General features: G+C 61.4%; 24 protein-coding genes. 11 read left to right on the plus strand and 13 right to left on the minus strand.

Annotation, left to right across the window (positions count from 1 at the left end; genetic code table 11):
• Window positions 1–21: 21 nt before the first annotated feature.
• From dsbG to dsbD, 3 genes are read right to left on the minus strand one after another with little or no spacing between them, the layout of a single operon-like run.
• Window positions 22–783: a thiol:disulfide interchange protein DsbG gene (dsbG, locus tag HKK55_RS06105; protein ID WP_169353810.1), complete on the minus strand. Its 762-nt coding sequence runs from the start codon at window positions 781–783 to the stop codon at window positions 22–24.
• Window positions 759–1,625 (minus strand): TlpA disulfide reductase family protein, encoded by an 867-nt coding sequence (locus HKK55_RS06110; protein ID WP_169353811.1) that lies wholly within the window; start codon window positions 1,623–1,625, stop codon window positions 759–761. The genes dsbG and HKK55_RS06110 overlap by 25 nt, the downstream gene beginning before the upstream one ends.
• Window positions 1,625–3,355: a protein-disulfide reductase DsbD gene (dsbD, locus tag HKK55_RS06115; protein ID WP_169353812.1), complete on the minus strand. Its 1,731-nt coding sequence runs from the start codon at window positions 3,353–3,355 to the stop codon at window positions 1,625–1,627. Before dsbD ends, HKK55_RS06110 begins: the two co-directional genes overlap by 1 nt.
• 170 nt (window positions 3,356–3,525) lie before the next feature.
• Here dsbD and HKK55_RS06120 point away from each other — a divergent pair, with 170 nt between their 5' ends.
• The 11 genes from HKK55_RS06120 (at window position 3,526) to HKK55_RS06170 (ending at window position 16,123) form a co-directional block, all read left to right on the plus strand.
• Window positions 3,526–4,206, plus strand: a complete 681-nt coding sequence (locus HKK55_RS06120; protein ID WP_169353813.1) for a response regulator — start codon at window positions 3,526–3,528, stop codon at window positions 4,204–4,206.
• Entirely contained in the window at window positions 4,206–5,525 is a 1,320-nt protein-coding gene (locus tag HKK55_RS06125; protein ID WP_169353814.1) for an ATP-binding protein, read from the plus strand. Before HKK55_RS06120 ends, HKK55_RS06125 begins: the two co-directional genes overlap by 1 nt.
• Window positions 5,526–5,639: 114 nt before the next feature.
• A complete protein-coding gene (locus HKK55_RS06130) occupies window positions 5,640–6,413 on the plus strand; it encodes an N-acetylmuramoyl-L-alanine amidase (protein ID WP_169353815.1) in 774 nt (257 codons plus the stop codon).
• A gap of 146 nt (window positions 6,414–6,559) precedes the next feature.
• A complete protein-coding gene (locus HKK55_RS06135; RefSeq protein ID WP_169353816.1) occupies window positions 6,560–7,972 on the plus strand; it encodes an aspartate aminotransferase family protein in 1,413 nt (470 codons plus the stop codon).
• A gap of 82 nt (window positions 7,973–8,054) precedes the next feature.
• A complete protein-coding gene (locus HKK55_RS06140) occupies window positions 8,055–8,273 on the plus strand; it encodes an MbtH family protein (protein WP_169353817.1) in 219 nt (72 codons plus the stop codon).
• A gap of 951 nt (window positions 8,274–9,224) precedes the next feature.
• Window positions 9,225–10,151, plus strand: coding sequence for a substrate-binding domain-containing protein (locus tag HKK55_RS06145; protein WP_169353818.1), 927 nt, complete (start codon window positions 9,225–9,227; stop codon window positions 10,149–10,151).
• A 63-nt stretch (window positions 10,152–10,214) separates the two neighbouring features.
• Window positions 10,215–11,723, plus strand: a complete 1,509-nt coding sequence (locus HKK55_RS06150; RefSeq protein ID WP_169353819.1) for a sugar ABC transporter ATP-binding protein — start codon at window positions 10,215–10,217, stop codon at window positions 11,721–11,723.
• On the plus strand, window positions 11,689–12,681 hold the full coding sequence (locus HKK55_RS06155) for an ABC transporter permease (protein ID WP_169353820.1): 993 nt from the start codon (window positions 11,689–11,691) through the stop codon (window positions 12,679–12,681). Before HKK55_RS06150 ends, HKK55_RS06155 begins: the two co-directional genes overlap by 35 nt.
• Window positions 12,682–12,754: 73 nt before the next feature.
• On the plus strand, window positions 12,755–13,834 hold the full coding sequence (locus tag HKK55_RS06160) for an alcohol dehydrogenase catalytic domain-containing protein (protein ID WP_169357792.1): 1,080 nt from the start codon (window positions 12,755–12,757) through the stop codon (window positions 13,832–13,834).
• 2 nt (window positions 13,835–13,836) lie between these two features.
• Entirely contained in the window at window positions 13,837–15,369 is a 1,533-nt protein-coding gene (locus HKK55_RS06165; protein WP_169353821.1) for an FGGY-family carbohydrate kinase, read from the plus strand.
• Window positions 15,370–15,397: 28 nt separating this feature from the next.
• The gene (locus HKK55_RS06170) at window positions 15,398–16,123 is read left to right on the plus strand and encodes an SDR family oxidoreductase (protein WP_169353822.1); all 726 of its coding nucleotides are present in this window, start codon (window positions 15,398–15,400) and stop codon (window positions 16,121–16,123) included.
• Between the two features lie 90 nt (window positions 16,124–16,213).
• On the opposite strand, the gene HKK55_RS06175 is transcribed toward HKK55_RS06170, so the two are convergent.
• From HKK55_RS06175 to HKK55_RS06220, 10 genes are all read right to left on the minus strand, one after another.
• Complete coding sequence (locus HKK55_RS06175) at window positions 16,214–17,218, minus strand: LacI family DNA-binding transcriptional regulator (RefSeq protein ID WP_169353823.1); 1,005 nt, start codon at window positions 17,216–17,218, stop codon at window positions 16,214–16,216.
• A gap of 50 nt (window positions 17,219–17,268) precedes the next feature.
• Window positions 17,269–18,132, minus strand: a complete 864-nt coding sequence (locus HKK55_RS06180) for a LysR family transcriptional regulator (protein WP_169353824.1) — start codon at window positions 18,130–18,132, stop codon at window positions 17,269–17,271.
• A gap of 143 nt (window positions 18,133–18,275) precedes the next feature.
• Complete coding sequence (locus tag HKK55_RS06185) at window positions 18,276–19,679, minus strand: amidase (protein WP_169353825.1); 1,404 nt, start codon at window positions 19,677–19,679, stop codon at window positions 18,276–18,278.
• The gene (locus HKK55_RS06190; protein WP_169353826.1) at window positions 19,676–20,953 is read right to left on the minus strand and encodes a Zn-dependent hydrolase; all 1,278 of its coding nucleotides are present in this window, start codon (window positions 20,951–20,953) and stop codon (window positions 19,676–19,678) included. Before HKK55_RS06190 ends, HKK55_RS06185 begins: the two co-directional genes overlap by 4 nt.
• 13 nt (window positions 20,954–20,966) lie before the next feature.
• Window positions 20,967–21,662, minus strand: coding sequence for an ABC transporter ATP-binding protein (locus HKK55_RS06195; RefSeq protein ID WP_169353827.1), 696 nt, complete (start codon window positions 21,660–21,662; stop codon window positions 20,967–20,969).
• Window positions 21,662–22,411, minus strand: a complete 750-nt coding sequence (locus HKK55_RS06200) for an ABC transporter ATP-binding protein (protein ID WP_169353828.1) — start codon at window positions 22,409–22,411, stop codon at window positions 21,662–21,664. Before HKK55_RS06200 ends, HKK55_RS06195 begins: the two co-directional genes overlap by 1 nt.
• Window positions 22,408–23,418, minus strand: a complete 1,011-nt coding sequence (locus tag HKK55_RS06205; RefSeq protein WP_169353829.1) for a branched-chain amino acid ABC transporter permease — start codon at window positions 23,416–23,418, stop codon at window positions 22,408–22,410. The genes HKK55_RS06200 and HKK55_RS06205 overlap by 4 nt, the downstream gene beginning before the upstream one ends.
• 1 nt (window position 23,419) lies before the next feature.
• Window positions 23,420–24,280: a branched-chain amino acid ABC transporter permease gene (locus HKK55_RS06210; protein ID WP_169353830.1), complete on the minus strand. Its 861-nt coding sequence runs from the start codon at window positions 24,278–24,280 to the stop codon at window positions 23,420–23,422.
• A 67-nt stretch (window positions 24,281–24,347) separates the two neighbouring features.
• Entirely contained in the window at window positions 24,348–25,550 is a 1,203-nt protein-coding gene (locus HKK55_RS06215; RefSeq protein WP_169353831.1) for an ABC transporter substrate-binding protein, read from the minus strand.
• A gap of 218 nt (window positions 25,551–25,768) precedes the next feature.
• Window positions 25,769–26,539 (minus strand): FadR/GntR family transcriptional regulator, encoded by a 771-nt coding sequence (locus HKK55_RS06220; RefSeq protein ID WP_169353832.1) that lies wholly within the window; start codon window positions 26,537–26,539, stop codon window positions 25,769–25,771.
• Window positions 26,540–26,552: the final 13 nt, after the last annotated feature.

A 26,552-nucleotide genomic window follows, 5' to 3' on the forward strand; every position in this document is an offset into this window, starting at 1 on the left:
GGGTGTCAGCTTAGGCGACGGTTATTTCGGCCCGAGAATCTTCGCCAACTTATCCGGCGACGGCGCGCCTTGCTGTTGCTGCAACTGACCCTTGTCGTCCATATAGAAAATCGCCGGCGTCGCCGACAATTCCAGCTCCTCCATCAACTTCATATTGGCATCGAGCTTGGCCTGGATATCCGCAGGGATCTTCTCCAGCGGCTGCAACTTGCTGCCTTTACCCGCGCCTTCGTGGGCTTCCAGGGCTTTTTGTGGGTCTTTGCTGGCCAGCAACGCGGCCGACTTGCCCGGGCTGTCCTCACGAATAATCCCGACCATGACGTGCCGCAACTGCACCTTGCCAGCCTTCACCCACGGCCGTGCCTGTTCCCAGAACATGTTGCAGTACGGGCAGTTGGGGTCGCTGAACAGGTAGACGGTGCGTGGTGCGTCCTTGTTGCCGTCCTGGATCCAGTTGCTCTGTTCCATCTTGGCCCAGACTTCTTTGGACATCGGCGCATACACCAGTTTTTCCAGGGGCGCGGCGCTCAGGTCGTTGCCTTGAGCGTCGTACAGGTTGCCGGCGATGACACTTTTGCCATCGGCAGTCAGGTACAGCGCCATGCCCCGGTTCTGGTATTGCGCGGCATAACCCTTGAGGCCGCTGGGGGCGTCGAAGCTGCCGATGATCTTGGCGCCCTTGGCTTCGATCTGTTTGATCGGCGCCGGCCAGTCTTCGGCCAAGGCCTGTGTGGCGACGAGGGTCAGGGGCAGCAGGGTCAGCAGGTGGCGGAGGCGGGGCATAAGGGTTTCCTTGTTGGAGCCGGCTTGGCGGTGGTGGCGTCGGTCTCGAAACGTTCCATGGCACGGGCGAGGCTGGCCTGGGACAGTTCGCCCAGATGGCTGTTGATCAGGCGTCCGTCAGGTTCGTAAAACAGTGTAGTCGGCAAGGCCATGGAGCCCACGGCCTGGCCGAGGCGGCCGCTGGCGTCGAACAGCACGTTGTCCAGGTTCAGGCCTTGGGTCGCCAGGTAAGTACTGACGCTCTGCATGCTTTCGGCCTGGTTGACGAACAGGAAGGTCACGTCGGGCCGTTGTTTCTGGGCATTTTCCAGCACCGGCATTTCCCGGCGGCACGGTGGGCACCAAGTGGCCCAGAGGTTGATCACCAAGGGGCCGCCCTGGTAATCGGTCAGTTGCACGGTTTCGCCGTTGGCGTTGCGCAGGGTGATCTCGGGCAGGCGGGTGCCTTTCTCATAGATCGTCAGGGAGAAGCTGGCCAGGACCCAGAAGGCCAGACCGGTGATCACGCCCGCACTCAAGGGTTTGCGCAGGAGCGGACGGCGCCAGCCATACAGCAGGGCACCGAGGATCAGGACGATGACACCGGGCCAGGCGAGGAAACCGCCGTCGCGCAGGTCGATGATTTGCAGTAGGTCGTTACGGTAGTAGGCCCAGTACATCACCACGAAACCGATCCGGGCGCTGAGCATACCCAGCAAAAACAGGGTGAACAGTACCGACTCCGGGTTCTCGCCACCGCGCTTGGCCACGTGCCAGCCCACCAGGGTGGCGAGGATCAGCGCGCTGATCAGCAGCAAGTGGTTCAAGGCGATGGCGAAGGTGCCGATGGTGAAGGTCAGCATCAGAGGGCATCCCGGGTCTGGGTCCAGCGTTGCAGGAAAGCTTCGGCGTTGACTTCGCCGGTGATGCGCTGGGCGCGGCGTTCTTCACCGTTGGGGCCGATCCAGACAAAGCTGGGTGGCCCGGGTACTTTGTAGCGGCCCAACAGTTCGCGGCTGGCGGCGTTGTCGGCAGTGACGTCCAGACGCAACAGGCGCACGTCCTTGAGGGCGTCCATCACTTCAGGTTTGCCGAACACTTGTTTTTCCATGATCTTGCACGACACGCACCAGTCGGCGTAGTAGTCCAGCAGCACCCATTGGCCCTGGGCCTTGGCGCTGTCGAGTTGGCTTTGCAGCACGGCCGGGTCGCTGATCGTCGTGAAAGCGTCGTGGGCGCTTGGCGCACTGGCGACTTGCGAACCGGTGAAGACCTTGAGCGGCTGCCACAGGTCATCGCTGCCACCCGCCGCACCCACCACCAGTAGGCCGCCCCACAGGCCCAGGACCAGGGAACCGGCGCCCAGCACCTTGGCCGCGAGACCATGGTGACTGGCCAGCCGCCAGCCGCAGTAGGCCATGACCAGCGCCAACACGCCCCACAAAGCAAGCCACAGGGTTTCACCGACCACCGGACGAATCATCAGCACGGCGGTCGCGAGGAACAGGAAGCCGAAGACGCCCTTGAGCACGTTCATCCAGGTGCCTGGTTTGGGCAGGAAGCGATTGCCCACGGTCACCAGCAGCAACAGCGGCACACCGATGCCGATGCCCATGGCAAACAGGATCAAGCCACCGTGCAGTGCGTTGCCGCTCTGGGCGATATACAGCAGGGCGCCGGCCAGCGGTGCGGTCATGCACGGCCCTACCAGCAAGCCGGACAGGGCACCGAGTACACCGGCACCGATCAGGCTACCGCCGCTTTGCTGGCGGCTGACGTTGTCCAGGCGATCGCGCAGGAAGGCCGGCAGTTGCAATTCAAAGAAGCCGAACATTGGCAAGGCGAGGATCACAAACAGCGCGGCAAAGCTGCCGAGGATCCACGGGGTTTGCAGCAGGGCAGCGAGATTGCCCCCCAACAAGGCAGCCAATACGCCCAGGGCGGCATAGATGAGTGCCATGCACACCACATAGCTGGTGGCCAGGGCGAAGCCGCGTCGTGGACTGGCGCCGCTGCCCACTACCAGGCCAGCGAGGATTGGCAGCATGGGCAAGGAACAGGGCGCGAAGGCCAGCAGCAACCCCAGGCCAAAGAACACCAGCAGGCTCCAGCCCAGGCTGCGTTGTTGCAGACCGCTGGCCAGGCTCTGGTCCTGGGCCTCAGCGGTGGCCGCGACGGCGGGGTTGCCGCCCAGATCCACGGTGATCGACTGCGGCGGATAACACAGTCCGGCATCCGCGCAGCCCTGCCAGCCCAGCTTGACCTGACCGGTGGCACCCGCTGGAATCTTCACCTCCAGGCCTTGGCGGTACACTTGCTGCTCGCCGAAGAACTCGTCGCTATGGGCTTCGCCTTGCGGAAGTGCTGGTTTTTCGGCCAGGCCATCGAACTTCATGCGTTGCTGGTACAGGTAATAACCGTCGGCAATCTGCCAATACAGTTGGGTTTCGCCAGAGGCCAGGCGCTCGGAGGTAAAGGTGAAGGCTTTGCCCACCGGGAGGAAATCGGGTTTGGTCTCGAAAGGATTATTACCCGGCGCAGCCTGGGCGAATCCCGCGAATAACACCAGCAAGAAGAGAAACAGATGCCGCATGGTCAAGCCTTAGTTCGATGCAAGTGGGCACACAATGTGTGGTGTTGATTAACCGATGATTAACCGGGCTATTCTAACGCGTAAGACTTGTCTGAATATGAACGACGGCACCGCATAATGCGCACTTAATCCGTTCGCCTTCTAATCATCATTTTTCCAAAGGGTTCACCATGCACGTACTGGTCTGTGAAGACGATGAGCTGATCGCCAGCGGCATTGTTGCCGGCCTTGGCGCCCAGGGCTTTACGGTCGAACGCGTCGCGACGGCTGCTGCCGCGCGGGCAATGCTCAAGGCGGCTGAGTTCGACATCATGGTGCTGGACCTCGGCTTGCCGGATGAAGACGGCCTGAAACTGCTGCAACAACAGCGTAGCCAAGGCCTGGAAATCCCGGTGCTGATCCTCACCGCCCGGGATTCGGTGACCAACCGGGTCGATGGCCTGCAAGCCGGCGCCGACGATTACCTACTCAAACCCTTCGATTTGCGGGAGCTGGCTGCGCGCTTGCAGACCTTGTTACGTCGGGTGGCCGGGCGCAGCGTCAACCTGATCGAGCACGGGCGCCTGACCTATAACCCCAGCAGCCGCGAAACCTTGCTGGGCGGTCAATCGGTGGACCTGTCCCGCCGCGAGCAGGCGCTGTTGCAGGCCTTGTTGCATAACCGTGGGCGGGTGCTGTCCAGCGAGCAGTTGAAAGACAGCGTCTACGGCTTCAACGACGAACTGGAAAGCAACGCCTTGAACGTCCATATCCACCACCTGCGGCGCAAACTGGGCAATGGCATCGTCGAAACCGTGCGCGGCCTTGGCTATCGCCTGGGCCCGGCTGATGGTGGAGAGGACGCTTCGTGATGAGCCTGCGCCTGCGCCTGACGTTCAAGTTGGGCGCCGCCTTTGTGCTGATCTGGGCGCTGGCGGCGGCCTGGATGCTCAGTGACCTGCGCAACCAGATGATGTTTTCCCTGGATCAGCGACTGGTGGCGTCAGCGCGCATGGTCGCCGGCTTGATGGAGCAGTTGCCGGCCTTGCCTACCAAAGGCGAAGGTACCCATTTCAGCGCCGAACAGTTGAATATCCCTGGCGGCATGGCGTGTCAGGTCAGTTCTTTGCGCGGGGAAATTCTCGCCCGCAGCCACACCACCCCGGACCAGGGCCTGGAGTCGCACCAGAGTGGTTTTCGCGATCAGATGATCGACGGCACGAGCTGGCGCAGTTTCACCCTGGCCCGCGGCGACCTGTTCATCACCACCGCCGACCGCCAGGTGGAGCGTGAGGCGTTGAACCTGTCGATCCTGCTGGCGGCATCGGTACCGGTAGGCGTTGCCTTGCTGGGTTGCCTATGCCTGCTGTGGCTGGGCATCGGCCAGAGCCTGGTGCCGCTTAATCGCATGCGTGATGCCTTGATGCGCCGCAGCGCCGACTCCCTGGAGCCGTTGCAGATTCATCCGCTGCCCAGCGAGCTCAAACCGCTGCTCGACACCCAGAACCAACTGCTGCAGCGTATCGCCAAGACCATCGAACGCGAACGCCGCCTGACCGGTGATGCCGCCCACGAACTGCGCAGCCCGCTGACGGCAATCAAGACCCACCTGCAAGTGGCGCGCATGACCGAAGGCGCCGCACGTGACCGGTCCCTGGCCCATGCCGAGGAGGGCGCCGACCGCCTGCACCGCACCCTTGAACAGTTGCTGTTGTTGGCCCGGGTCGAGGGCAGCCTGTCGTTCGACGACGGTTTGCAATCGAGCGCCGAACAAGTGGCACGCCTGGCAATCCAGGACGCCAACGCCGGGGACAACTCGCGCATCGACCTGATCCTGCCGGCCAATTTGCCTGAGACACCGGTGGAAATGCCGGTGGGCCTGGCCGTCGCCGCCTTGCGCAACCTGCTGGATAACGCCTTGCGTCATACGCCGGCGGATACCCGAGTGGAACTGAGCATCTTCACCGTCGCCGATAACGTGGTGTTCCAGGTGCGGGACCATGGTGCGCCGATCTCCAGCGAAGACCTGCAACACCTGACCCAACGCTTCTGGCGCAACGGCAACAGCGACGGGTGCGGCCTGGGCTTGGCCATCGTGCAAGCCATCGTGCAACGCTGCTCATGTTCCTTGAAATTCGACAGCCAGCCTGATGGCCTGCGGGTTGAACTGGGCATGCCGCTGCGCCGCTGACCGGTCCTTCAAGAAGCCAAATAGTTACCGCCATCTTAAAGCCCAGCGCTTCAGGATGACGGTAAACGGCTTACAGGCTGAATGATTCAGCCTGTCTTGAAAAGGACAGCTCCCATGTTGGTCATCGATACCACATACCCCGCAAAAAACTTCAACCAACGCGATGGCGAAACCGTGCGCCAGGTCATCGTGCATTACACCGCTGCGCCATTTGCCAGTTCCTTGCGCGCGCTGACTCAGGATGGGGTCAGCGCTCACTATTTGCTGGCCGATCCCCATGACTGCAGTTACCGCGCTGCCGGCTATGACGAGTTGCGGGTGTTCCGCCTGGTGGACGAGCAGCACCGCGCCTGGCATGCCGGCGTCAGCCAATGGGCCGGGCGCGACAACCTCAACAGCCGCTCCATCGGCATCGAAATCGTCAACCTGGCCCGTGATGACGCGGGCGTCTTTACCTTTCCCGCCTATGACCCTGAGCAGATTGAGTTGTTGATCGCCTTGATCCGCGACATTCAGGGACGTTATCCGGGCATCGGTCCCACCGACATTCTTGGCCACAGCGACGTGGCGTACTGGCGCAAAAGCGATCCTGGCCCGCGCTTGCCCTGGCGCCAACTGTTCGAGGCAGGGGTGGGTGCCTGGTTCGATGGGGTTACCCAAGAGGTCTACCAGCGCAGGTTTTCCATGGGCCTGCCGCCGGAAGTGGAGATCGAAAGGGCATTCCAGCGCTACGGTTACGCGGCGGCAAAAAATCGCCAGGCCTTCCAGCAGCGGGTGCGGGCGTTCCAGATGCATTTTCGTCCCGATAAATTTGACGGACGGTTGGATGCTGAAACCTGCGGGATCCTTTATGCATTGAATGACAAATACACCGGTGTTGCCGGCTGAACCTGCGGCATTTTTAATGCCCAAGGTGTAAATCCTCGAGCCCCTGACGCGTTTCCAAAACAGGAAATCCGTGCGCGTGCCCTTGGGCCAGACGCCAACGGATTGGCAGTTTGGTCACCATCATCAGCGTATTGAGGGATCGAGAGATGTCAGTCGCTACCAGCCGTATCGAAGATTTGCAGGTTCGGGTCAGTCCGGTCCCGGCGGAAACGCTGTACCAGTTTGACGAAACACCGCTGCTGGCCCGCCAGCGCCAGCAGGAATCCAACGCCCGTAGCTATCCGCGACGCATTCCCCTGGCCCTTAAGCGGGCGCGGGGGATTTATGTCGAAGACGTTGAAGGCCGCAGCTTTATCGATTGCCTGGCCGGCGCGGGCACCTTGGCGTTGGGGCATAACCATCCGGTGGTGATCGACGCGATCCGCCAGGTGTTGAGCGATGAGCTGCCGCTGCACACGCTGGACCTGACGACACCGGTCAAGGACCAATTCGTCCAGGACCTGTTCGGCTTGCTACCGGCGGAACTGGCCCGTGAAGCGAAGATTCAATTCTGCGGCCCCACTGGTACCGATGCGGTGGAAGCCGCGCTGAAACTGGTGCGCACCGCTACCGGGCGCAGCACGGTGCTGTCGTTCCAGGGTGGTTATCACGGCATGAGCCAGGGTGCGTTGAGCCTGATGGGCAGCCTGGGGCCGAAAAAGCCGTTGGGTGCACTGTTGAGCAATGGTGTGCAGTTCCTGCCGTTTCCTTATGACTACCGTTGTCCGTTTGGCCTGGGTGGGGCGGAGGGGGTCAGGGTCAACCTGCACTACCTGGAAAACCTGCTGAACGATCCCGAGGCGGGCGTGTTGCTGCCAGCAGCGGTGATCGTTGAAGTGGTCCAGGGCGAGGGCGGCGTAATTCCGGCGGACCTCGACTGGCTGCGCGGCCTGCGGCGGATCACCGAGCAAGCCGGCGTGGCGCTGATCGTCGATGAAATCCAGAGTGGCTTCGGTCGCACCGGCAAGATGTTTGCCTTTGAGCACGCCGGCATCGTCCCGGACGTGGTGGTGCTGTCCAAGGCCATTGGCGGCAGCCTGCCGTTGGCGGTGGTGGTGTATCGCGACTGGCTCGATACCTGGCTGCCGGGTGCTCACGCCGGGACCTTCCGCGGTAATCAGATGGCCATGGCGGCGGGGTCAGCCGTGATGCGTTACCTCAAGGACCATGACATTCCTGCCCATGCGGCGGCGATGGGCGAGCGCCTGGGTGAGCACCTGCGCATCCTGCAGCGGGACTTCCCGCAATTGGGGGACATTCGCGGGCGTGGCCTGATGTTGGGCGTGGAATTGGTGGACCCCAGTGGTACGCCGGACGTTCAGGGGCATCCTCCGGTGCATCGTCAGTTGGCCCCGTTGGTACAGCGTGAGTGTCTCAAGCGTGGATTGATTCTTGAGCTGGGCGGACGGCATGGGAGCGTGGTGCGGTTCTTGCCGCCGCTGGTGATTACGGCGGCGGAGATTGACCGGGTGGCGCAGATATTTGGTCGTGCCTTGGCGGCAGCGGTGGGCAGCCTTTAATTTTTGCCGGGCGCGGTACGTTCTTATCTACATCACCGCTGCGCGTGGAGCGCGGCGAGCCTTATAGCGACGGAGAACAGCAATGACCTCAGTATTTGACCGCGAAGATATTCTCTTTCAGGTGGTGGTCAACCATGAAGAGCAGTATTCCATCTGGCCGGATTACAAGGCTGTGCCACAGGGTTGGAAGACCGTGGGCAAGAGTGGGATGAAGAAGGAGTGTCTGGCTTATATCGAAGAGGTTTGGACGGATATGCGGCCTTTGAGTTTGCGGCAGAAGATGGAAGCTGTGGCTGGTTGAGCATCGGCGACCACTACGGAGTACATATCCGTTTTTTTGGTAACGGCTGCTATTGGTTTCGCTTTTACAGCGACTCACTTTGCAAAAGCGGCAAAGTAAGCAAAACGCTCTTGCCCCACCACTCGGTGCCTCGCTGTGGCTCGGCATGCCTTCTCTCCGGCATTGCTCCGTGGGCCGCCGCAATGGGCCATCCCTGGCCCAGTGCGGCTAAACCGGCGTCCTGCCGGTTTACCCACGGACCAATGCCTACGTTCAGCCATCGTGGTTTAACGGGGCGCCTAAGATCAAAGTCAAAGCAGATCAAAAGCACAGCGGCCTACCGGCCGGCTTGAGTGGTGTGAAGCAAAAGCAAAAGCAAAATCAAAAGCGGGCACGGTCTACTGTGGGAGCTGGCTTGTCTGCGATGCAGGCAACTCGGTATTTCAGGAACACCGAGGTGATGGCATCGCAGGCAAGCCAGCTCCCACAGAAAAGCAGATCTGCTTTCGCTCTGGCCCTTGCTGGCCCTTGCCTTTGCTTCTACCACTCAGGTCGGCTTTCAGGCCGCCGTGTTTTTGATTGTGATCTTAGGCGCCCCGTTAAACCACGCTGGCCGAACGCAGGTATTACGCAGTGGGTAAACCGGCAGGACGCCGGTTTAGCCGCGTTGGGCCATGGATGGCCCGTCGCGGCGGCCCACGGAGTAATGCCTGCGTTCGGGCATGCCGAGCCACAGCGAGGCACCGAGTGGTGGGGCAAGAGCCCTTTGGTTACTTTGGGGCTTTTCCAAAGTGACCCGCCGTAAGGGCGGAACCTTAAGCAGCCGTTACCCAAAAAACGGATATGCACTCAGTCAACCACCCCAAAAGAACAACAGAACACTTGCGACCCTCAATTTTCTTTGCTAGCTTCTCACAAAATGTTAACGATAACATTTGCTCTAAAAATAAAAACAAAACAGAGATCCTAGCCATGAAAACGCTTCCGAAAACCCTGTGTTTGCTGGCCCTGAGTATCACCCTAGGCACCGCTACCCTGGCGCAGGCCGACACCAAACCCGCGCCCATCCGCATCGGCGCGTCCTTCCAGGAAATCAACAACCCTTACTTCGTCACCATGAAAGACGCCCTGCAGGAAGCCGGGGCGACGATCGGTGCGCAGTTGATCATCACCGACGCCCGCCACGACGTCTCCAAGCAGGTCAGCGACGTCGAAGACATGCTGCAAAAAGGCATCGACATCCTCCTGATCAACCCCACCGACTCGGTGGGCGTGCAATCTGCCGTCAAGTCCGCCCACGCCGCCGGTGTAGTGGTGGTCGCGGTGGACGCCCAAGCCGAAGGCCCGCTCGACTCCTTTGTCGGCTCGAAGAACTTCGACGCCGGGTTCCAGGCCTGTGAATACCTGGCCAAGAACATCGGCAACAAAGGCAATATCGCGATCCTCGACGGCATCGCCGTGGTGCCGATCCTGGAGCGGGTGCGCGGTTGCAAGGAGGCGGTGGCTAAGCACCCTGACATCAAGATCGTGAGCATTCAGAACGGCAAGCAGGAACGTGACCAGGCGCTGACCGTCACCGAAAACATGCTCCAGGCCCAACCCACTCTCAAGGGTATCTTCAGCGTCAATGACAACGGCTCCCTCGGTGCGCTTTCGGCCATTGAAGCCAGTGGCCTGGACGTCAAGTTGGTGAGCGTTGACGGTGCGCCGGAAGCGATCAAGGCGATCCTGAAACCGGGTAGCAAGTTCATCGCTACTTCGGCGCAGTTCCCTCGGGATCAGATCCGCCTGGCGCTGGGTATTGCCCTGGCCAAGAAGTGGGGCTCGCAAGTGCCCGCCAGTATTCCGGTCGACATTGCCCTGATCGACCAGGCCAAGGCCAAGGATTTCAGCTGGTAAACCGTCCAGGCCCCACGCAAGCCGTGGGGCGCAGGGCACCCTTCTGAACGAGAGGTCGGTGGCATGAGCAGTCTTCTGCAGTTGGAAAATATCTGTAAGCGCTACCCGGGGGTGCAAGCCCTCAAGTCCATCAACCTGCAAGTGGAGCGGGGCGAGATTCATGCCTTGCTCGGGGAAAATGGCGCGGGTAAATCGACCTTGATGAAGATCCTCGGCGGCGTTGAGCATCAGGATGAAGGGCGGATTCTGATCGACGGCCAGGCGCAGCAGTTCGCGACGTATCGCGATGCGATTGCGGCCGGGATCGGCATCGTGTTCCAGGAGTTCAGCCTGATTCCCTACCTCACGGCGGTGGAAAATATCTTCCTCGGCCATGAGTTGAGCAACCGCTTCGGCCTGTTGCGCAAGCGCGAGATGGTTGAGGCGTCCGAAGCCTTGTTCAAGCGCCTTGGGGTAACCATCGACCTGCAATGCGCGGTCAAGCATTTGAGTGTGGCTGAGCAGCAGTTTGTCGAGATCGCCAAGGCCCTGGCCCTGGATGCGCGGTTGCTGGTGCTCGATGAGCCCACCGCGACACTCACACCGAGCGAAGCCGAGCTGCTGTTCGAGATCATGCGTGAGCTCAAGCGTCAGGGCGTAGCGGTGATTTTTATCTCTCATCACCTGGAGGAGATTTTCCAGGTCTGTGATCGCATCAGCGTGTTGCGCGACGGCGGCAATGTCGGTGTCACCGATGTGGCTGACAGTGATATCGACCGGCTGGTGGAAATGATGGTGGGCCGGCGCCTGGAGTGCAATTTCCCTCCCAAACCGACCACCGAACGCGGGCCGTTGTTGCTGGAGGTCAAGGACATCCAACTGGTACGCAACGGGCCGCATAACCAGTTCCAGTTGCACAAGGGCGAGATCCTCGGCTTTGCCGGCTTGGTGGGCTCCGGCCGCACCGAACTGGCCCTGGGCATGATGGGCGCGCTGCCGTCGGTGAGCAAAGACGTGTGGCTGCGGGGCGAACACGTCACGTTGGACGACCCGGCCCAGGCCTTGGCCCACGGCATCGGCCTGCTACCGGAAAGCCGCAAGAGTGAAGGGCTGATCACCGATTTCAGCATTCGCGAAAACATCTCTTTGAATAATCTGAGCAAGTACCAGGGCGCCAGCGGCCTGATCGACAAGGGCAAGGAGAGCGCCAGTGTCGAAGACCTGATGCGGCAACTGTCGATCAAGGCTCCCAGCGGTGAGAGCCGGGTGTTCAACCTCAGCGGCGGTAACCAGCAGAAAGTGGTGATTGCCCGCTGGATCAACCACCACTGCGACGTGCTGGTGTTCGACGAACCCACCCGTGGCATCGACGTGGGTGCCAAGGCGCAGATCTACGCGCTGATGCGCAACCTCACCGAACAAGGCTACGCAATCATCATGATTTCCTCGGAACTGCCGGAAATCATCGGCATGTGCGACCGGGTCGCCGTGTTCCACAAGGGCGCCATCGTCAAGGTACTGGAAGCGTCCGCCGTTAACCCACAAGAGGTCATGCGCCATGCAACAGGGGGCTCAAGTGAATACGTCCATTAATGCCGCCGACACGAGCCGACTGCGCCTGAACCTGGCGCGGCTGATTCGCTCGCCGGCGTTTTATCCCTTTGTCGGGCTACTGGTGGTCACGCTGGTGATGATCTTTGCCAGTGACAACTTCCTTACCGCCAGCAACCTGTCGAATATCGCCCGCCAGGTGTCGATCAACGCGATTATCGCGGTTGGCATGACCTGCGTGATCCTCACCGGCGGTATCGATTTGTCGGTGGGACCGGTGATGGCCTTGTCCGGCACCTTGACCGCCGGGTTGATGGTCGCAGGCTTGCCGCCAGGGCTGGCGATTGGTGCCGGGATGCTGATTGGCGTGGCATTCGGTATCGGCAATGGCTTGTTTGTGGCGTACCTGCACATGCCACCGATCATCGTCACCCTGGCGACCATGGGCATCGCCCGTGGCTTCGGCTTGATGTACACCGATGGCTACCCGATTTCGGGCCTGCCGGAGTGGTTCGGATTCTTCGGCCGCGAAAGCCTGTTCGGCATCGAGGTGCCGATCCTGATCATGCTGGTGACCTACCTGGCGGCCTATGTGCTACTGCAGCACACGCGCATTGGCCGTTATATCTACGCTATCGGTGGCAACGAGGAGGCCGTGCGTTTGTCCGGGGTGCGGGCGGCGCGGTTCAAGTTGCTGGTGTATGGCATCAGCGGCCTGACGGCGGCGATTGCCGGGTTGGTGCTGACCTCACGCCTGATGAGCGGCCAGCCGAATGCCGGGGTCTCGTTTGAACTGGACGCGATTGCGGCCGTGGTCCTGGGCGGCGCCTCGATTGCCGGTGGGCGCGGGGTAATTGTCGGCACCTTGCTCGGGGCGATGCTGCTGGGAGTGCTGAACAACGGCTTGAACATGCTTGGGGTGTCGCCGTACGTCCAGAGCGTGATCAAGGGCGGGATCATTTTGCTGGCGATCTTTATCAGCCGTCAGCGCCACAAGTAAGCGAATAACGTTTTCTCGACGCGGCCCGCTGGCCGCGACGGGTTCCTTCATGCTCAAGAAAGGTCAGAACACCATGGATAAGCACAGCGAAATGCAAGCCGTCGTCTGCCACGGCCCGAAAGACTACCGCCTGGAGCGCATCAGCAAACCCCAGGCTCGCCCCAATGAATTGGTGATTCGCATTGCCGCCTGCGGGATTTGCGCCAGTGACTGCAAATGCCATTCGGGCGCGGCGATGTTCTGGGGCGGCGACAACCCGTGGGTCAAGGCGCCGGTGGTGCCGGGTCATGAGTTCTTCGGCTACGTGGTGGAAGCGGGCGAGGGTGCTGAGGAGCACTTCGAGGTCAAGGTCGGTGACAAGGTGATCGCCGAGCAGATTGTGCCGTGTGGCAAGTGCCGCTTTTGCAAGTCGGGCAAGTATTGGATGTGCGAAGTGCACAACATCTTCGGCTTTCAGAAGGAGGTGGCCGAAGGCGGCATGGCCCAGTACATGCGCATTCCCAAGACCGCCATCGTGCACAAGATTCCGGAGTCGGTGTCGCTTGAGGATTCGGCGTTGATCGAGCCGATGTCCTGCGCGATCCACACGGTCAACCGTGGCGAAATCCAGCTCGACGACGTGCTGGTGATTGCCGGCGCCGGCACCCTGGGGCTGTGCATGGTCCAGGTGGCTGCGCTTAAGACGCCGAAGAAACTGGTGGTGATCGACATGGTCGACGAGCGCCTGGAGCTGGCGAAAAAATTTGGTGCCGACGTGGTGATCAACCCGTCCCGGGATAACGCCCGCGAGATCATCAACGGCCTGACCGACAACTACGGTTGCGACGTGTACATCGAAACCACCGGCGTGCCGGTGGGCGTGACCCAGGGCCTGGAGTTGATCCGCAAGCTGGGGCGGTTTGTCGAGTTCAGTGTGTTTGGCGCCGAGACCAGCGCTGACTGGTCGATTATCGGCGACCGCAAGGAGTTGGACGTACGCGGTGCGCACCTGGGGCCGTATTGCTACCCGGTGGCCATCGACCTGTTCGAACGCGGCCTGGTGACCTCAAAGGGCATCGTTACCCATGATTTCCCGCTGGATAATTGGGCCGAAGCGTTCGACCTGGCCAACTCGGTGAAGTCGATCAAAGTGCTGTTGAAACCGGCGCAGTGACCATGGACTACGTCATCGGTGTGGACATCGGTACCCAGAGTACCAAGGCACTCTTGGTGGATGGCCAGGGCGCGATCATCGCCCAGCACAGCCAGGGATATCGCGTGGATACCCCGAAAGTGCGCTGGGCCGAGCAATGGCCGCAGGTCTGGCTGGAGGCGGTGGAAGCTTGCGTCGCTCAGTGCATGGCCAAGGCCGGCGTGGCATCGGTGCAGGTCAAAGCGTTGTGCATCAGCAGCCTTTATGGCGGTTCGGGCATTGCCGTGGATGCAGCGATCAAACCGTTGCATCCGTGCCTGATCTGGATGGATCGGCGTGCAGGTGAGCAAGTGGAATGGGTGCGTGAGCATGTGGACCTGGAGCGCCTGTTTCAGATCACCGGCAACTCGGTGGACAGCTATTACGGGTTCACCAAGATGCTCTGGCTCAAGCAGCACCAGCCCGAAGTCTGGGCCAATACCCGTTACCTGCTGCCGCCCAACAGCTACATCAACTATTGCCTGACCGGTGAGTTGGCGGTGGATCACAGCAGTGCCGGCAATATCGGCGGGGTTTACGACGTGGCACAGCGCGGCTGGTCCGCCGAGATGCTGGCGGCGTTGGAGATTCCCCTGGCGATGATGCCTGAGCGGTTGCTGTATTCCGGTGAAGTGGTGGGCGGTTTGCTGCCGCAATGGGCGCAGCGCCTGGGCTTGCAGGCGGGGATGCCGATTTTGGCCGGTGGCGTCGACGCGGCCATGGCCACCTTGGCGGCCGGAGTGACGCGGCCGGGCAATCATGTGGCGATGATCGGCACCAGCATGTGCTGGGGTTATCTCAACCAGCAGGTGGATGCCCGCCATGGTCTGGTGAGCATGCCCCATGTCTATAACGGGCATCAGGACCTGTACATCTTCGGTGGGGCAATTACCGCCGGGGCGTCGGTCAGTTGGTTTCGCGAGCAGTTTTGCCAGGCAGAAGAACAGCAGGCGCAACAGACCGGTCAAGACAGTTTGTGGCTGCTGGAACAGAGCGCAGCGAAGATCCCGGCGGGCAGTGAAGGGCTGTTGTTCCTGCCGTACCTGATGGGGGAGCGCAGCCCGGTGTGGGATGACCGCGCCAGCGGCAGTTTTGTTGGGTTAAACCTCTATCACAGCCGTATTCACCTGTATCGCGCGGTGCTGGAGGGGGTGAGTTTTGCCTTGCGTCACAACATCGAGGCGGGCACGCGTGGGGCGCACTCCCTTGATCCGCGATTGATTGTGGTGGGTGGGGCGAGCCATTCGGATTTGTGGATGCAGATTATTGCGGATGTCACCCACTACCTGGTTTACACCATCGTTCAGGAGGTGGAAGCAGCATTGGGGGCGGCGTTGTTGGCGGCGCATTCGGTGGGGTTGGTGGATGAGGCCGAGATGGATAAGGGCTGGGTGCAGTTGGAATTGAGGGCGCAGCCCAAGGCGGAAAATGTTCAGGCGTATGACCGAGCATTTGCTGATTATTTAGCCTTATATCCAGCGTTGAAACCGGTGATGCATAGCTTGCAAAGCAGCTAAGTGAACATGGTCTTGGAGAACATCAGTAATGAACGCCACTTTTGATTTCACCCACCACCGCATCCTAGTCACCGGCGCCAGCAGCGGCATCGGCCGGGAAATCGCCCTGCAACTGATCGCCAGCGGCGCCCAGGTATTCGCCCTCGGCCGTGACGCCCTGGCGCTGTCCCAACTGGGCTGCGAAACCCTGTGCCTGGACATCGCCAACAGCGCCGCCCTCGACCAGGCCCTGCAAGGCCTGCCGCCCATGCACGGCCTGGTCAATTGCGCCGGCATCTCGCGCCTGGAGCCCGCCGCCGCTATCAGCAGCGAGGCGTTCGATCAGGTAATGAACGTCAATGCCCGCGCCGCCGCTCAAGTCGCCAGCCGGGTGGCCGCCGCGATGATCGAGGCGGAAATTTCCGGCAGCATCGTCAACGTCTCCAGCCAGGCCTCACTGGTCGCGCTGGAGGATCACCTCGGCTATTGCGCCTCCAAGGCGGCACTGGATGCGATCACTCGCGTGCAATGTGCTGAATGGGGGCGTTTCGGGATTCGGGTCAACAGCGTCAACCCCACTGTGACCTTGACGCCCATGGCGCAAATGGCCTGGTCGGATCCGGCCAAGCGCGATCCGGCGTTGGCAGCGATTCCCCTGGGGCGTTTTGCCGAAACGATAGAGGTGGCACTACCGGTGCTGTTTCTGCTGAGCAATGCCGCGAGCATGATCAGTGGTGTAAGCCTGCCGATCGACGGTGGCTACACCAGCCTATAGCTCCATAACCCCACAATCCTGTAACCGCTGCCGAGGCAGCGGCTACAGGATTGCAGGGGTTGCAGGGATTGCAGGGATTACAGACAGTATTCAGCCGTTCTCCAACTTGCCGGCAATCACCACCTTGTCCCGAGGCTTGTGCGGGTCGTCAAGGCGGTCCAGCAGCAGCCGTACCGCGCTGCTGCCGGCCAGCGAGGCGTCGTGGGCCACGCAGGCAATCGGCACGCCGAAGATATCGGCAAAGGGTAGGCGGTCGATGCCGCAGATGGTCAGGCTGTCGTGGGGGATGTTGTGCATGCGTAAAGCGCGTAAGGCGCCGAGGGTGATCAACTGGTTGAAGCCCATGATCGCGTCCGGCGCCGAGTGTTCGGCCAGGTAGTCGAGGGTGTGCAGGTAGGAGGGCATTAGCGTGTAGTCGCCGGCCTGCACTTCGACGTGCACCTGAGGGTATTCGGCCAGTACTTCTTGCAGGCCTTTGAGGCGCTCCACGGTGATGCGCGAATGTTCTGGCCCGGTCAGCACCAGCAGGCGCTTGAGATCTGGCGTCTGGCGCAGCAGGTACTGCGCGGCCTCGATACCGCTGTGGTAGTTGTCCAGCACCACGCGGCTGAACGGGCTGTCGTGGATCGTGCGATCAAGCAACACAACCGGGGTCTTGCCGTTGCTCAGGCGTTCCAGATAGTCGGGCTGGTAGCTGGGCTCATCGGAGACCGGCGACAGGATAATCCCCGCCACGCGGTACCCGAGCAGCGTATCGACGGCTTTGCTTTCCAGCTCTTCCAGCTCGTCGGTGTCCACCAGCATGATGGTGTAGCCGTGTTTTTTCGCTTCCCGGGAAATAGCCTTGATCATCTCGCTGTAGAACGGGTTGTCCACCGAGGCGGTGATCACCCCGATGATCAGGCTTTCGCTGCGTTTGAGCCCACGGGCGAAGGCGTTTGGCACGTAGTCCAGCTCCCGCGCGACCTCAAGGATCCGCGCCAGGGTGGCGGGCTTGACCAGATCAGGTTTGCTCAACGCACGGGACACCGTGATGGTGGTCATGTTGACCCGTTTGGCGATGTCGCTGATGGTGACGGATTTTTTCTTGTTCATCGCAAGGTGGGACCAGAAGAAAACAGTAGGAGGCTAACATGTGCGCCGGTTCAAATCACCGGATCCCAGCGTTGTGACCAGTCACCCTCTGCCTTGACGACCCCTCGCAATAATTCCAGTGCCTGTTGCAGCACTGCGCAATCCCGTTCCCGGGAATACACCAGGTAGGTGGGGAAGCTGAACTCCGGCGCCTTGGGCACCCGCTCCATCACACCGTTGTCGAGGTAGTGTTGCACCACCCGCGTGCGGAAATAGCCGGCACCGCCGTTTTCCAGGATGTACTGCAACGCCAATGGCCCGAGGTTGAAAGCCAGGGCAGCACGGGCCTTGTCCGGCAGGGCGGCGTCGTGTTGCTGGCGAAAGCCCTGGCCCCAGTCGATGTACACATAGGGTTCCGGTTTGGCCACCAGGCGCACCATGATCAGTTTTTCTTCCAGCACTTGCTCCACCTGCAACCCCGGCCAGTACTGCGGCTGGAACACCAGTGCGGCGTCCAGCACCCCGAGTTCCAGCTGGCGCAATAGGTATTCGCCTTCGCGGATTTCGGTACGCAGGGCATGCCCGGGAATGTGTTCGCGCAGGGCCTGGGCCCAGCCGAGCATCAGCGGGTTGCACAGGCTGACTTCCCCGCCGATATGCAGCACGTTGCGATAGCCGTCCGGCAGTGGCAGGTCGCGACGGGCGGCTTCCCAGGTTTGTACCAGTTGGTTGGCGTAGACCACGAAGGCCTCGCCGTCCGGCGTCAGGCGGGCGCCGGCACGGTTGCGTACGAACAGGGTACTGCCCAGTTGGTTTTCCAGGTTTTTGACCCGGGCGGTGATGGCGGTCTGGGTGACGTGCAGTTTCTCGGCGGCTGCGGCCAGGCTGCCGCAGCGGGTGATTTCGAGGAAGGTGCGTGCCAGTTCGATGTCCATGAGAGCCCCAGGTTTGAATGGGGGCATTGTAGAGCGATGCGCGATTGGAATGCGATCTGTGTGGGAGCTGGCTTGCCTGCGATGGCGGTGGAACATTCAAAATGGCTATCGCAGGCAAGCCAGCTCCCACATTTGATTGCATTTCAGGTTGGGGTTTTTGGGGCTTGTAGATGCTTGGTCGGAAACGCCTTGGCATATACCTGGCACACCCGCAGCACCTGCTCATCAGCAAACCGCGCGCCCACCACATGCAGCCCCACCGGCAACCCGTTCGCCGCCAGCCCGCACGGCACCGAGGCCGCCGGTTGCTGGGTCAGGTTGAAGGGGTAGCTGAATGGCGTCCATTCCATCCACTCCCCCAGCCCGGAGCCTGGCGGCACATTGTGCCCGGCCTCAAACGCCGTGATCGGCATCATCGGCGAAACCAGCACATCGTAATGTTCATGGAACGCGGCCATGCGCGCGACGAGGGCGGCCCGTGCTTCCAGCGCGGCGTTGTAGTCGCGCAGGCTGATCTGCTCGCCCAGTCGGGCGATGCGCAGCAGGCCGGGGTCAAGCAGCTCACGCTGGGCGTCGGTCAGCTGCCCGGCCAGCCGCGCCGCGCCGGCAAACCACAGGGTATTGAACACCTCCAGCGGGTCACTGAATCCTGGATCAATCTGTTCAACCTGCGCACCCAACTGCGTCAGCCCCTCGACCGCCTGAGCGACCACCCTGGCCACCTGCGGGTCAACCTCTACATAACCAAAATTCGGGCTATAGGCGACACGCAGTCCCTTCAAATCAGCCCCGGCCTGCAACCATGGCGTGGTCCGTGGCGCGCCGATCAAACCGTCACGGGAGTCCGGCTGCGCGATGGTCTGCAACATCAGCACCGCGTCTTCCACCGTCCGTGTCATCGGCCCCAGATGCGACAGGATCGTCATGGAACTGGCCGGCCACTGGGGCACGTAACCAAAGGTTGGCTTGATGCCAAACGTGCCGGTAAATGCGCAAGGAATCCGGATCGAACCACCCGCATCGCTACCCTGGTGCAGCACACCAAGATTCAACGCAGCGGCCGCACCCGCGCCACCGGACGAACCGCCTGCCGTCATGCGTGTGTCCCAAGGGTTGCGAGTGATGCCATACAGCGGGTTGTCGGTGACACCTTTCCAGCCGAATTCCGGGGTGGCGGTTTTGCCCAGCAACACCGCCCCCGCCTTGCGCATAAAAGCCGAGAAGGGCGCATCCACCTCCCACGGGCCGTCGGCCGAGGTGGTACGCGAGCCCTTGCGGGTGGGCATGCCAATGGTCGGTGTCAGGTCCTTGATGGATGATGGCACGCCGTCCAGAGCACCACAGGGCTCACCCTTGAGCCAGCGCTGTTCCGAGGCCCGTGCCGCGTGCAGTGCACCCTGCGGGTCGACATGGCAGTAAGCGTTGACCACCGGGTTATAACGCTCGATCCGCAGCAGTGCATCTTCGGTGACTTCCACCGGCGACAGGGTTTTGTCGCGATAGTGAGCCAGCAGTTCAACCGCCGTAAGCTTGGCGATATCCGTCACAGGGCACCTCCTTGCGCCGCATTGACCATAGCCCGCAGCAATACCGCACAGCCCGCGGCCAGATCATCCGGCGCGGCGTTTTCGATTTCGTTGTGGCTGATGCCGCCTTCACACGGCACGAAGATCATCCCCGCGGGCCCCAACTCTGCGACAAAGATCGCGTCATGCCCGGCGCCGCTGACGATGTCCATATGGCTCAGACCCAGGCTGCTTGCGCCGTCGCGCACGGCGTTGACGCATGCGTGGTTGAAGTCCAGCGGCGGGAAGTCGGCCGTGGGTGTCAGTTCAAAGGTCAGGCCGTGTTGTTTGGCGGTGGTTTCGATCACTTGGCGCACTTCATCGACCATGGCTTGCAGCTTGTCGGCATGCAGGTGCCGCAGGTCAATGGTCATGTGCACCTGGCCGGGAATCACGTTGCGTGAGCCCGGATGCAAACTCAGGCAACCGACGGTGCCGCAGGCGTGGGGTTGCTGTTCATGGGCGATGCGATTCACCGCGCTGACCACTTGCGCGGCACCCACCAGGGCGTCCTTGCGCAGGTGCATGGGCGTGGGGCCGGCATGGGCTTCGACGCCGGTGAGGGTCAGGTCGAACCACTTCTGGCCGAGGCAACCCATGACCACGCCAATGGTGATGGCCTGATCTTCCAACACCGGGCCCTGTTCGATATGCGCCTCAAAATACGCCCCCACCGGATGGCCAAGCACGGCGCGGGAGCCAGCGTAGCCGATGCGCTGCAATTCGGCGCCCACCGAGAGGCCTTGCTCGTCCTGTTTGTCGAGGGTTTCCTGCAAGTCGAACTTACCGGCGAACACCCCGGAACCCATCATGCACGGTGGGAAACGCGAGCCTTCTTCGTTGGTCCACACCACCACTTCAATCGGCGCCTGGGTCTGGATATTCAAATCGTTCAGGGTACGGATCACTTCCAGGCCGGCCATCACCCCATAACAACCGTCGAACTTGCCGCCCGTGGGTTGGGTGTCGATGTGGCTGCCGGTCATCACCGGTGGCAGGTGCGGATCAAGTCCGGCGCGGCGGGCAAAGATATTGCCGATGGCATCGATGCTGACGCTGCACCCAGCCGCCTCGCACCACTGCACAAACAGGTCACGGGCCTGGCGGTCCAGGTCGGTCAGGGCCAGGCGGCACACGCCACCCTTGGGCGTGGCGCCGAGGCGGGCGAGGTCCATCAGCGATTGCCACAGGCGTTCGCGGTTGATCAGCGAGGCGTTGCTGTTGAGCGGTTGTGACAAATCCACAGACGTATTCATCAGGTGTCTCCGGTCAGGCACTCAGGGCCAAATAGCGATTCTTGATCGTCGGGTCGGCGCGAAAGGCGGCGGCGCTGCCTTCGTACACCACGCGGCCCTGTTCGAGGACGTAATGGCGGTCGGCGAGCTTGTCGCAGACCATCAGGTTCTGTTCCACCAGTAGCACGGGAAGGCCGTCCTCCTTGACCTTGCGCAGGATCTTCACCAGTTCGTCGACGATCACCGGGGCCAGGCCTTCGGTGGGTTCATCGAGGATCAGCAGCTTGGGATCGTTGAGCAGGGCACGGGCGATGGCGAGCATCTGCTGCTCGCCGCCGGACAGCGCGTGGCCGGCGTTTTTGCGGCGCTCCTTGAGGCGCGGGAACATCGCGTAGACGTCTTCCATCTGCCAGCGGCTGGTCTTGCGCACGGCGATGCGCAGGTTTTCCTCGACGGTCAGCAGGCGGAAAATCCCGCGATTTTCCGGCACCAGTGCCAGGCCCTGGCGAGCGATTTCGAAGATTTTCTGGCCCACCAGCGGCTGGCCGTTGAAGTGGATCTGGCCTTGGCGTGGGCAGATGATCCCGAGGATGCTGCGCAGTGTAGTGGTCTTGCCTGCACCGTTGCGCCCCAGCAGGGTCACCAGTTCACCGGGGTTCACGGTCAGGGACACGCCTTCGAGGACGTGGCTCTTGTCGTAATAGGAGTGGATGTTGTCGACGGTCAGCATCAGGCGGCTTCTCCCAAATAAGCAGTGCGCACGCGTTCATCGGCCCGGACGAATTCCGGTGTGCCTTCCACCAGAATCTGCCCGTGGCTCATCACGGTGATGCGTTGGCTGATGGACATGACGATGCTCATGTTGTGTTCGATCAACAGCACGGTGTGATCGCGACCGAGGTCGCTGATCAGTTGGGTCATGATCGGGATGTCATCGATGCCCATGCCCGAGGTGGGCTCGTCGAGCATCAGCAGTTTCGGTTTGGAGCAGATCGACATGCCTACTTCCAGCACCCGTTGCTGGCCGTGGGATAACTCGCCGGCCAGGGTGTCGGCGCGGGCGGTGAGTTGCAGGCGTTCCAGCACCTGGTCGGCCATCTCCAAGTGCTCGCGCTTGCTGTCGACCCGGCGCCAGAAGTTCAGCGCCTTGGCGCCGTCACGACCTTGGGCGGCCAGGCGCAGGTTTTCCCGCACGCTGAGGTTCTGGAACAGGCTGGTGAGTTGGAATGAACGCGCCATGCCCAGGCCGACGCGGCCGTGGGCCGGCTTGCGCATCAGGTTCTTGCCGTCGAAATGGATCGCCCCGGCGGTGGCCTGGCGTTCGCCGGTCAGGCAATGGAACAGGCTGGTCTTGCCAGCGCCATTCGGCCCAATGATGGTGTGGATGGTGCCGGCCTCGACCTTGAGGTTGACGCCATTCACCGCGTGGAAGGCGCCGTAGGCCAGTTCCAGGTTTTGGGTTTCCAGCAGGATGCTCATAGCAGCGTCTCCTTGGTCACGACGTTGGCCTTGCGGCTGCTGCGAAGGCGTTCGAACAGCGCCGACAATCCGCCCCACAATCCGCCGCGCATAAAGATCACCACCATGATCAGGATCACCCCCAGCAACATCAGCCAGCGCGGCCACAGGTCGGAGAGAAAATCCCCCAGCAGCACGATGGAGCCAGCACCCAGCAACGAGCCGAACAGCGAGCCGGTGCCGCCGACGATGGTCATGATCAGGATGTTTTCGGACATCGCCAGGTCGATATTCGACAACGGCACAAAGTGCAGCAGCATGGCGTACAGCGCGCCGGCAATCCCGGTGACGGCACCGGACAGCACGAACACCAGGATCTTGAAATGGCGGGTGTCGTAGCCGATGGCCGAGGCGCGGGTTTCGTTTTCGCGGATCGCCATCAGCGTGCTGCCGAACGGCGAGGCAATCACCCGGCGGGCGCCAATGAAGATCAACAGGAACAGCACCGCGACAAAACCGTAGAAGGCGCGGGCATCGGTCAGAGACAGCAGCACGGTGTCACCGATACGGATCTCGGGGCGTGGCACGCTGAGCAGGCCGTTGTCGCCGCCGGTCCAGTCGCTCAGGGTGTAGGCGACGAAGTAAGCCATCTGACTGAAAGCCAAAGTCAGCATCACGAAGTAGATGCCGGTGCGCCGGATTGCCAGGGCGCCCACTAAAAAGGCCAGGAACCCGCCAACCACCGCAGCGCCCAACAGCGCACTGAACAGACCCAGTTGCAGATGGATCATCAGCAGCGCCGCACAATACGCACCGGCGCCGAAGAAGATGCCTTGGCCGAAGGACAAGAGCCCGGTGTAGCCCAGCAGCAGATTGCAGGCCAGGGCCGCCATGGCAAAGATCAGGATTTCGGTGGCCAGGGTCGCAGAGGGCAAAATCAACGGCAGGCCGATCAATACCGCAAGCACCAACAGCAGCATGTAGCGCGACTGGGTCTTGGCGAACGGCAGGGGATTTTTCTCGCTCATGTCAGGCTCTCCCGAACAGGCCGTAAGGGCGTACCAGAATCACCACGGCCATTGCGCCGTAGATCATCAGGCTCGCACCCTGGGGCCAGAGTGTGGTCATCAGGCTTTGCACCACGCCCACCAGCAGGCCACCGACGAGGGCGCCGCTGAACGAACCCATGCCGCCGATTACCACCACCACGAAGGCAACGCCGAGAATTTCCGGGCCGACAAAGGGCTGGGCGCCGCGCAATGGCGCGAACAGCACGCCGGCGACACCGGCCAGGGCTACGCCGAGGGCGAAGGTCATGGAAAACAGGCGGAAAATATTGGTACCCAGCAGCGACACGGTTTCGGTGCTTTCACTGCCGGCCCGCACCAGGGCGCCGAAACGTGTGCGTTCCAGCAGCAGCCACAGGCCCAGGCCCACCAGGCCGGAGAAGGCGATCAGGAACAGACGGTAGTAGGGGTAGACGAAATCGCCGATCACCAATACGCCGCGCAACAGTTCCGGTACGGCGACGCTTTTGCCCACCGGGCCCCAGATCATCACGCTGGCTTCCTGGATGATCAGCGCGATCCCCAGGGTCACCAGAATCTGGAACATATGCGGTAAGTGGTAGATCCGCTGGATCAATAATCGCTCGATGGCCCAGGCCAGGGCGGCCACCACCAACGGCGCGATCAGCAGTGCCAGCCAGAAGCTGCCGGTGAGGCTGACAGCGGTGTAACAGATGTAGGCGCCCAACAGGAAAAACGCACCATGGGCGAAGTTAACGAAGTTCAGCAGGCCGAAAATAATCGTCAGCCCGACCGCAATCAGGAAGTAGATCATCCCGAGGCCCAGGCCATTGAGAATCTGGAACAGGTAAAGATTGAGCATGCAGGAGTCCTCAAACAGGAGGTCGCTGGCGCGACCCTGCCGTGTGTAACCGATAGTTTTTAGCGGATCAGCCGAGCACGCAGCCCGTGGTTTCCACCGGCGGGAATGACTGGCCGGCGCTGAGCACCTTGGCCAGGTCATCCTTGTCGGCCATGTCGCCGGCTGCCTTGCCCACCAACAGGTAGTAATCCTTGATCACCTGGTGGTCGCCGGCGCGGATAGATTCCTTGCCGGTCGGGCCTTCATAGCTCAGGCCCTGCATGGCCTTGGCCACGGTCGATCCGTCGAAGCTGCCGGTCGCGATGATGGTGTCGAGCATGACCTTGGTGCTGATGTAGTCGGCAGCCAACGGGTAGGTGGGATTGATGCCGTATTTGGCCTGGGTCAGCTTCACCAGCTCGCGGTTGAGCGGCGTGTCGACCTGATGCCAGTACTGTGCGCCGAGGTACACGCCTTCCAGCACATCGCTGCCCAGTTCCTGAAATTGGTCGAGACCGGCGGACCACACCAGCAGCACCTTCATGCGCTCCTTGATGCCGAAGTTCACCGCCTGGCGCAGGGTGTTGGATGACTGGCTGCCGAAGTTAAGCAGCACCAGCACGTCGGGTTTGGCAGCGATGGCATTGGTCAGGTAACCGGAGAATTCCTGTTCCTGCAATGAGTGGTAGCTATTACCGACATGCTCCAGGCCGTTCTCTTTGAGCACGGTCTTGGCACCTTCCAACAGCGCTTCGCCAAACACGTATTGCGGCGTGATGGTGTACCAGCGCTTGGCGTTCGGTAGCAGTTTGATCAGCGGGATCAGGGTTTCGCGGATTGCACCGTAGGTCGGTACCGACCAGCGAAAGGTCGCACTGTTGCAGTCCTTGCCGGTGACTTCATCGGCGCCCACCGGGGTCATGAATACACCGCCGACCTTGGCCACTTCCTTGGCCACCGCCAGCGCCGAGGAGGACAGGGTGCAGCCCTGGAAGAAGCGTGCGCCATCCTGTTGAATCGCTTCCTGGACCTTGCGCACCGCCTTGCCGGCGTTGCCTTCGGTGTCGATCACCTTGTAATTCAGCGGCCGGCCCAATAGCTCGGGATACTGTTCCACCGCCAGGCGCGAACCCATGTCGGCAAATTTGCCATAGCTGGCAAAGGCGCCAGACATGGACTTGAGGCCGTAAAAGGTAAAGGGCTCGGCGGCGAATGCGCAGCGCACACTCAGCGGAAGGCTGAGGGCGGCTGCAGCGGTAAGACTGGCTTTCAACAACGTACGACGCTGCATGGGGTGACTCCCTGGTTTAATTATTGGCAGGAGTGGCAATGGCAAAACGGCGCATCACGGCCTGTGGGCAGGCCTTTTATTGGGTGAAACGGTCTTTTTTTCGCCGCCTTCGTAGCAGCTGTCGAGCTCAAGCGAGGCTGCGTGGGCGGTGCATGACGTGATGATTAGGGTGCGTCCTACGCAGCCTCGCGTGAGCTCGACAGCTGCTACGGTTGTTGTCAGTGGCTGTGATCAAACTCCAGTAGAAAATGTGGGCTGACTTGGCCTTCCAGCGCGGTCATGTGGTGTTCGGCGTCGCACATGTGCTCATGCATCAAGCTGCGGATGGCCGTTTCATTCTCGGCGCGAAAGGCGATCAACAGTTGCTTGTGGTAATCGAGGTTGGCTGCGTCGAACTGCTTGCGCTTGGGCTTGTAGGCTTTCTTCAACACCACCAGGTCGCGCAGCAGGTCATTGAGAAACTGCGCCATGAAACTCAGCAGCGGGTTGGGGCAGGCCTTGGCCAGCAGGTTATGGAACTCAAGCTCTGCCAGACGTTGCTCACGCTGACCAGCCTCGCTGTCTTCCGGGGCGCTGCAAAAGTCCACGTTGTCTTGCAGGGCGCGGTAGTCGTCTTCGCTCAAGCGGCCTAGCACCGACACGGCCAGTTCTACCTCAATGACTTTGCGTAGTTGGTACACCTGCTCGCCGTCCAGGTGCTGGAAGTGCAGGTAATTACGCAAGGCGCGGCTGGCCGGTTCGGTCCCGGCCTGGTTCAGGTAGGCACCGCCACTGGGGCCGGTACGGGTGTTGACCAGTCCTTCAACTTCCAAGGCCTTGAGTGCTTCGCGGGCCGAACCCTTGGAGCACTGGAAGCTTTCCATCAGCTCACGTTCAGTGGGCAGACGGTCTCCGGGCTTCAAAGCATCGGTGACGATGGAGCGCTTGACTGACTCGACAATCACGTCGGAAAGCTTCTGGCGTTTGCGTCGCAGGGGGCGGCTGAGCATGTTTTCTATTTAT

The sequence above is a fragment of the Pseudomonas sp. ADAK18 genome (assembly GCF_012935695.1).
Taxonomy (GTDB): domain Bacteria; phylum Pseudomonadota; class Gammaproteobacteria; order Pseudomonadales; family Pseudomonadaceae; genus Aquipseudomonas.

Coding starts and splice junctions, on each gene's coding strand:
- dsbG (WP_169353810.1), bottom strand. CDS start 783: ATGCCCCGCCTCCGCCACCTGCTGACCCTGCTGCCCCTGACCCTCGTC.
- HKK55_RS06110 (WP_169353811.1), bottom strand. CDS start 1,625: ATGCTGACCTTCACCATCGGCACCTTCGCCATCGCCTTGAACCACTTG.
- dsbD (WP_169353812.1), bottom strand. CDS start 3,355: ATGCGGCATCTGTTTCTCTTCTTGCTGGTGTTATTCGCGGGATTCGCC.
- HKK55_RS06120 (WP_169353813.1), top strand. CDS start 3,526: ATGCACGTACTGGTCTGTGAAGACGATGAGCTGATCGCCAGCGGCATT.
- HKK55_RS06125 (WP_169353814.1), top strand. CDS start 4,206: ATGAGCCTGCGCCTGCGCCTGACGTTCAAGTTGGGCGCCGCCTTTGTG.
- HKK55_RS06130 (WP_169353815.1), top strand. CDS start 5,640: ATGTTGGTCATCGATACCACATACCCCGCAAAAAACTTCAACCAACGC.
- HKK55_RS06135 (WP_169353816.1), top strand. CDS start 6,560: ATGTCAGTCGCTACCAGCCGTATCGAAGATTTGCAGGTTCGGGTCAGT.
- HKK55_RS06140 (WP_169353817.1), top strand. CDS start 8,055: ATGACCTCAGTATTTGACCGCGAAGATATTCTCTTTCAGGTGGTGGTC.
- HKK55_RS06145 (WP_169353818.1), top strand. CDS start 9,225: ATGAAAACGCTTCCGAAAACCCTGTGTTTGCTGGCCCTGAGTATCACC.
- HKK55_RS06150 (WP_169353819.1), top strand. CDS start 10,215: ATGAGCAGTCTTCTGCAGTTGGAAAATATCTGTAAGCGCTACCCGGGG.
- HKK55_RS06155 (WP_169353820.1), top strand. CDS start 11,689: ATGCAACAGGGGGCTCAAGTGAATACGTCCATTAATGCCGCCGACACG.
- HKK55_RS06160 (WP_169357792.1), top strand. CDS start 12,755: ATGGATAAGCACAGCGAAATGCAAGCCGTCGTCTGCCACGGCCCGAAA.
- HKK55_RS06165 (WP_169353821.1), top strand. CDS start 13,837: ATGGACTACGTCATCGGTGTGGACATCGGTACCCAGAGTACCAAGGCA.
- HKK55_RS06170 (WP_169353822.1), top strand. CDS start 15,398: ATGAACGCCACTTTTGATTTCACCCACCACCGCATCCTAGTCACCGGC.
- HKK55_RS06175 (WP_169353823.1), bottom strand. CDS start 17,218: ATGAACAAGAAAAAATCCGTCACCATCAGCGACATCGCCAAACGGGTC.
- HKK55_RS06180 (WP_169353824.1), bottom strand. CDS start 18,132: ATGGACATCGAACTGGCACGCACCTTCCTCGAAATCACCCGCTGCGGC.
- HKK55_RS06190 (WP_169353826.1), bottom strand. CDS start 20,953: ATGAATACGTCTGTGGATTTGTCACAACCGCTCAACAGCAACGCCTCG.
- HKK55_RS06195 (WP_169353827.1), bottom strand. CDS start 21,662: ATGCTGACCGTCGACAACATCCACTCCTATTACGACAAGAGCCACGTC.
- HKK55_RS06200 (WP_169353828.1), bottom strand. CDS start 22,411: ATGAGCATCCTGCTGGAAACCCAAAACCTGGAACTGGCCTACGGCGCC.
- HKK55_RS06205 (WP_169353829.1), bottom strand. CDS start 23,418: ATGAGCGAGAAAAATCCCCTGCCGTTCGCCAAGACCCAGTCGCGCTAC.
- HKK55_RS06210 (WP_169353830.1), bottom strand. CDS start 24,280: ATGCTCAATCTTTACCTGTTCCAGATTCTCAATGGCCTGGGCCTCGGG.
- HKK55_RS06215 (WP_169353831.1), bottom strand. CDS start 25,550: ATGCAGCGTCGTACGTTGTTGAAAGCCAGTCTTACCGCTGCAGCCGCC.
- HKK55_RS06220 (WP_169353832.1), bottom strand. CDS start 26,539: ATGCTCAGCCGCCCCCTGCGACGCAAACGCCAGAAGCTTTCCGACGTG.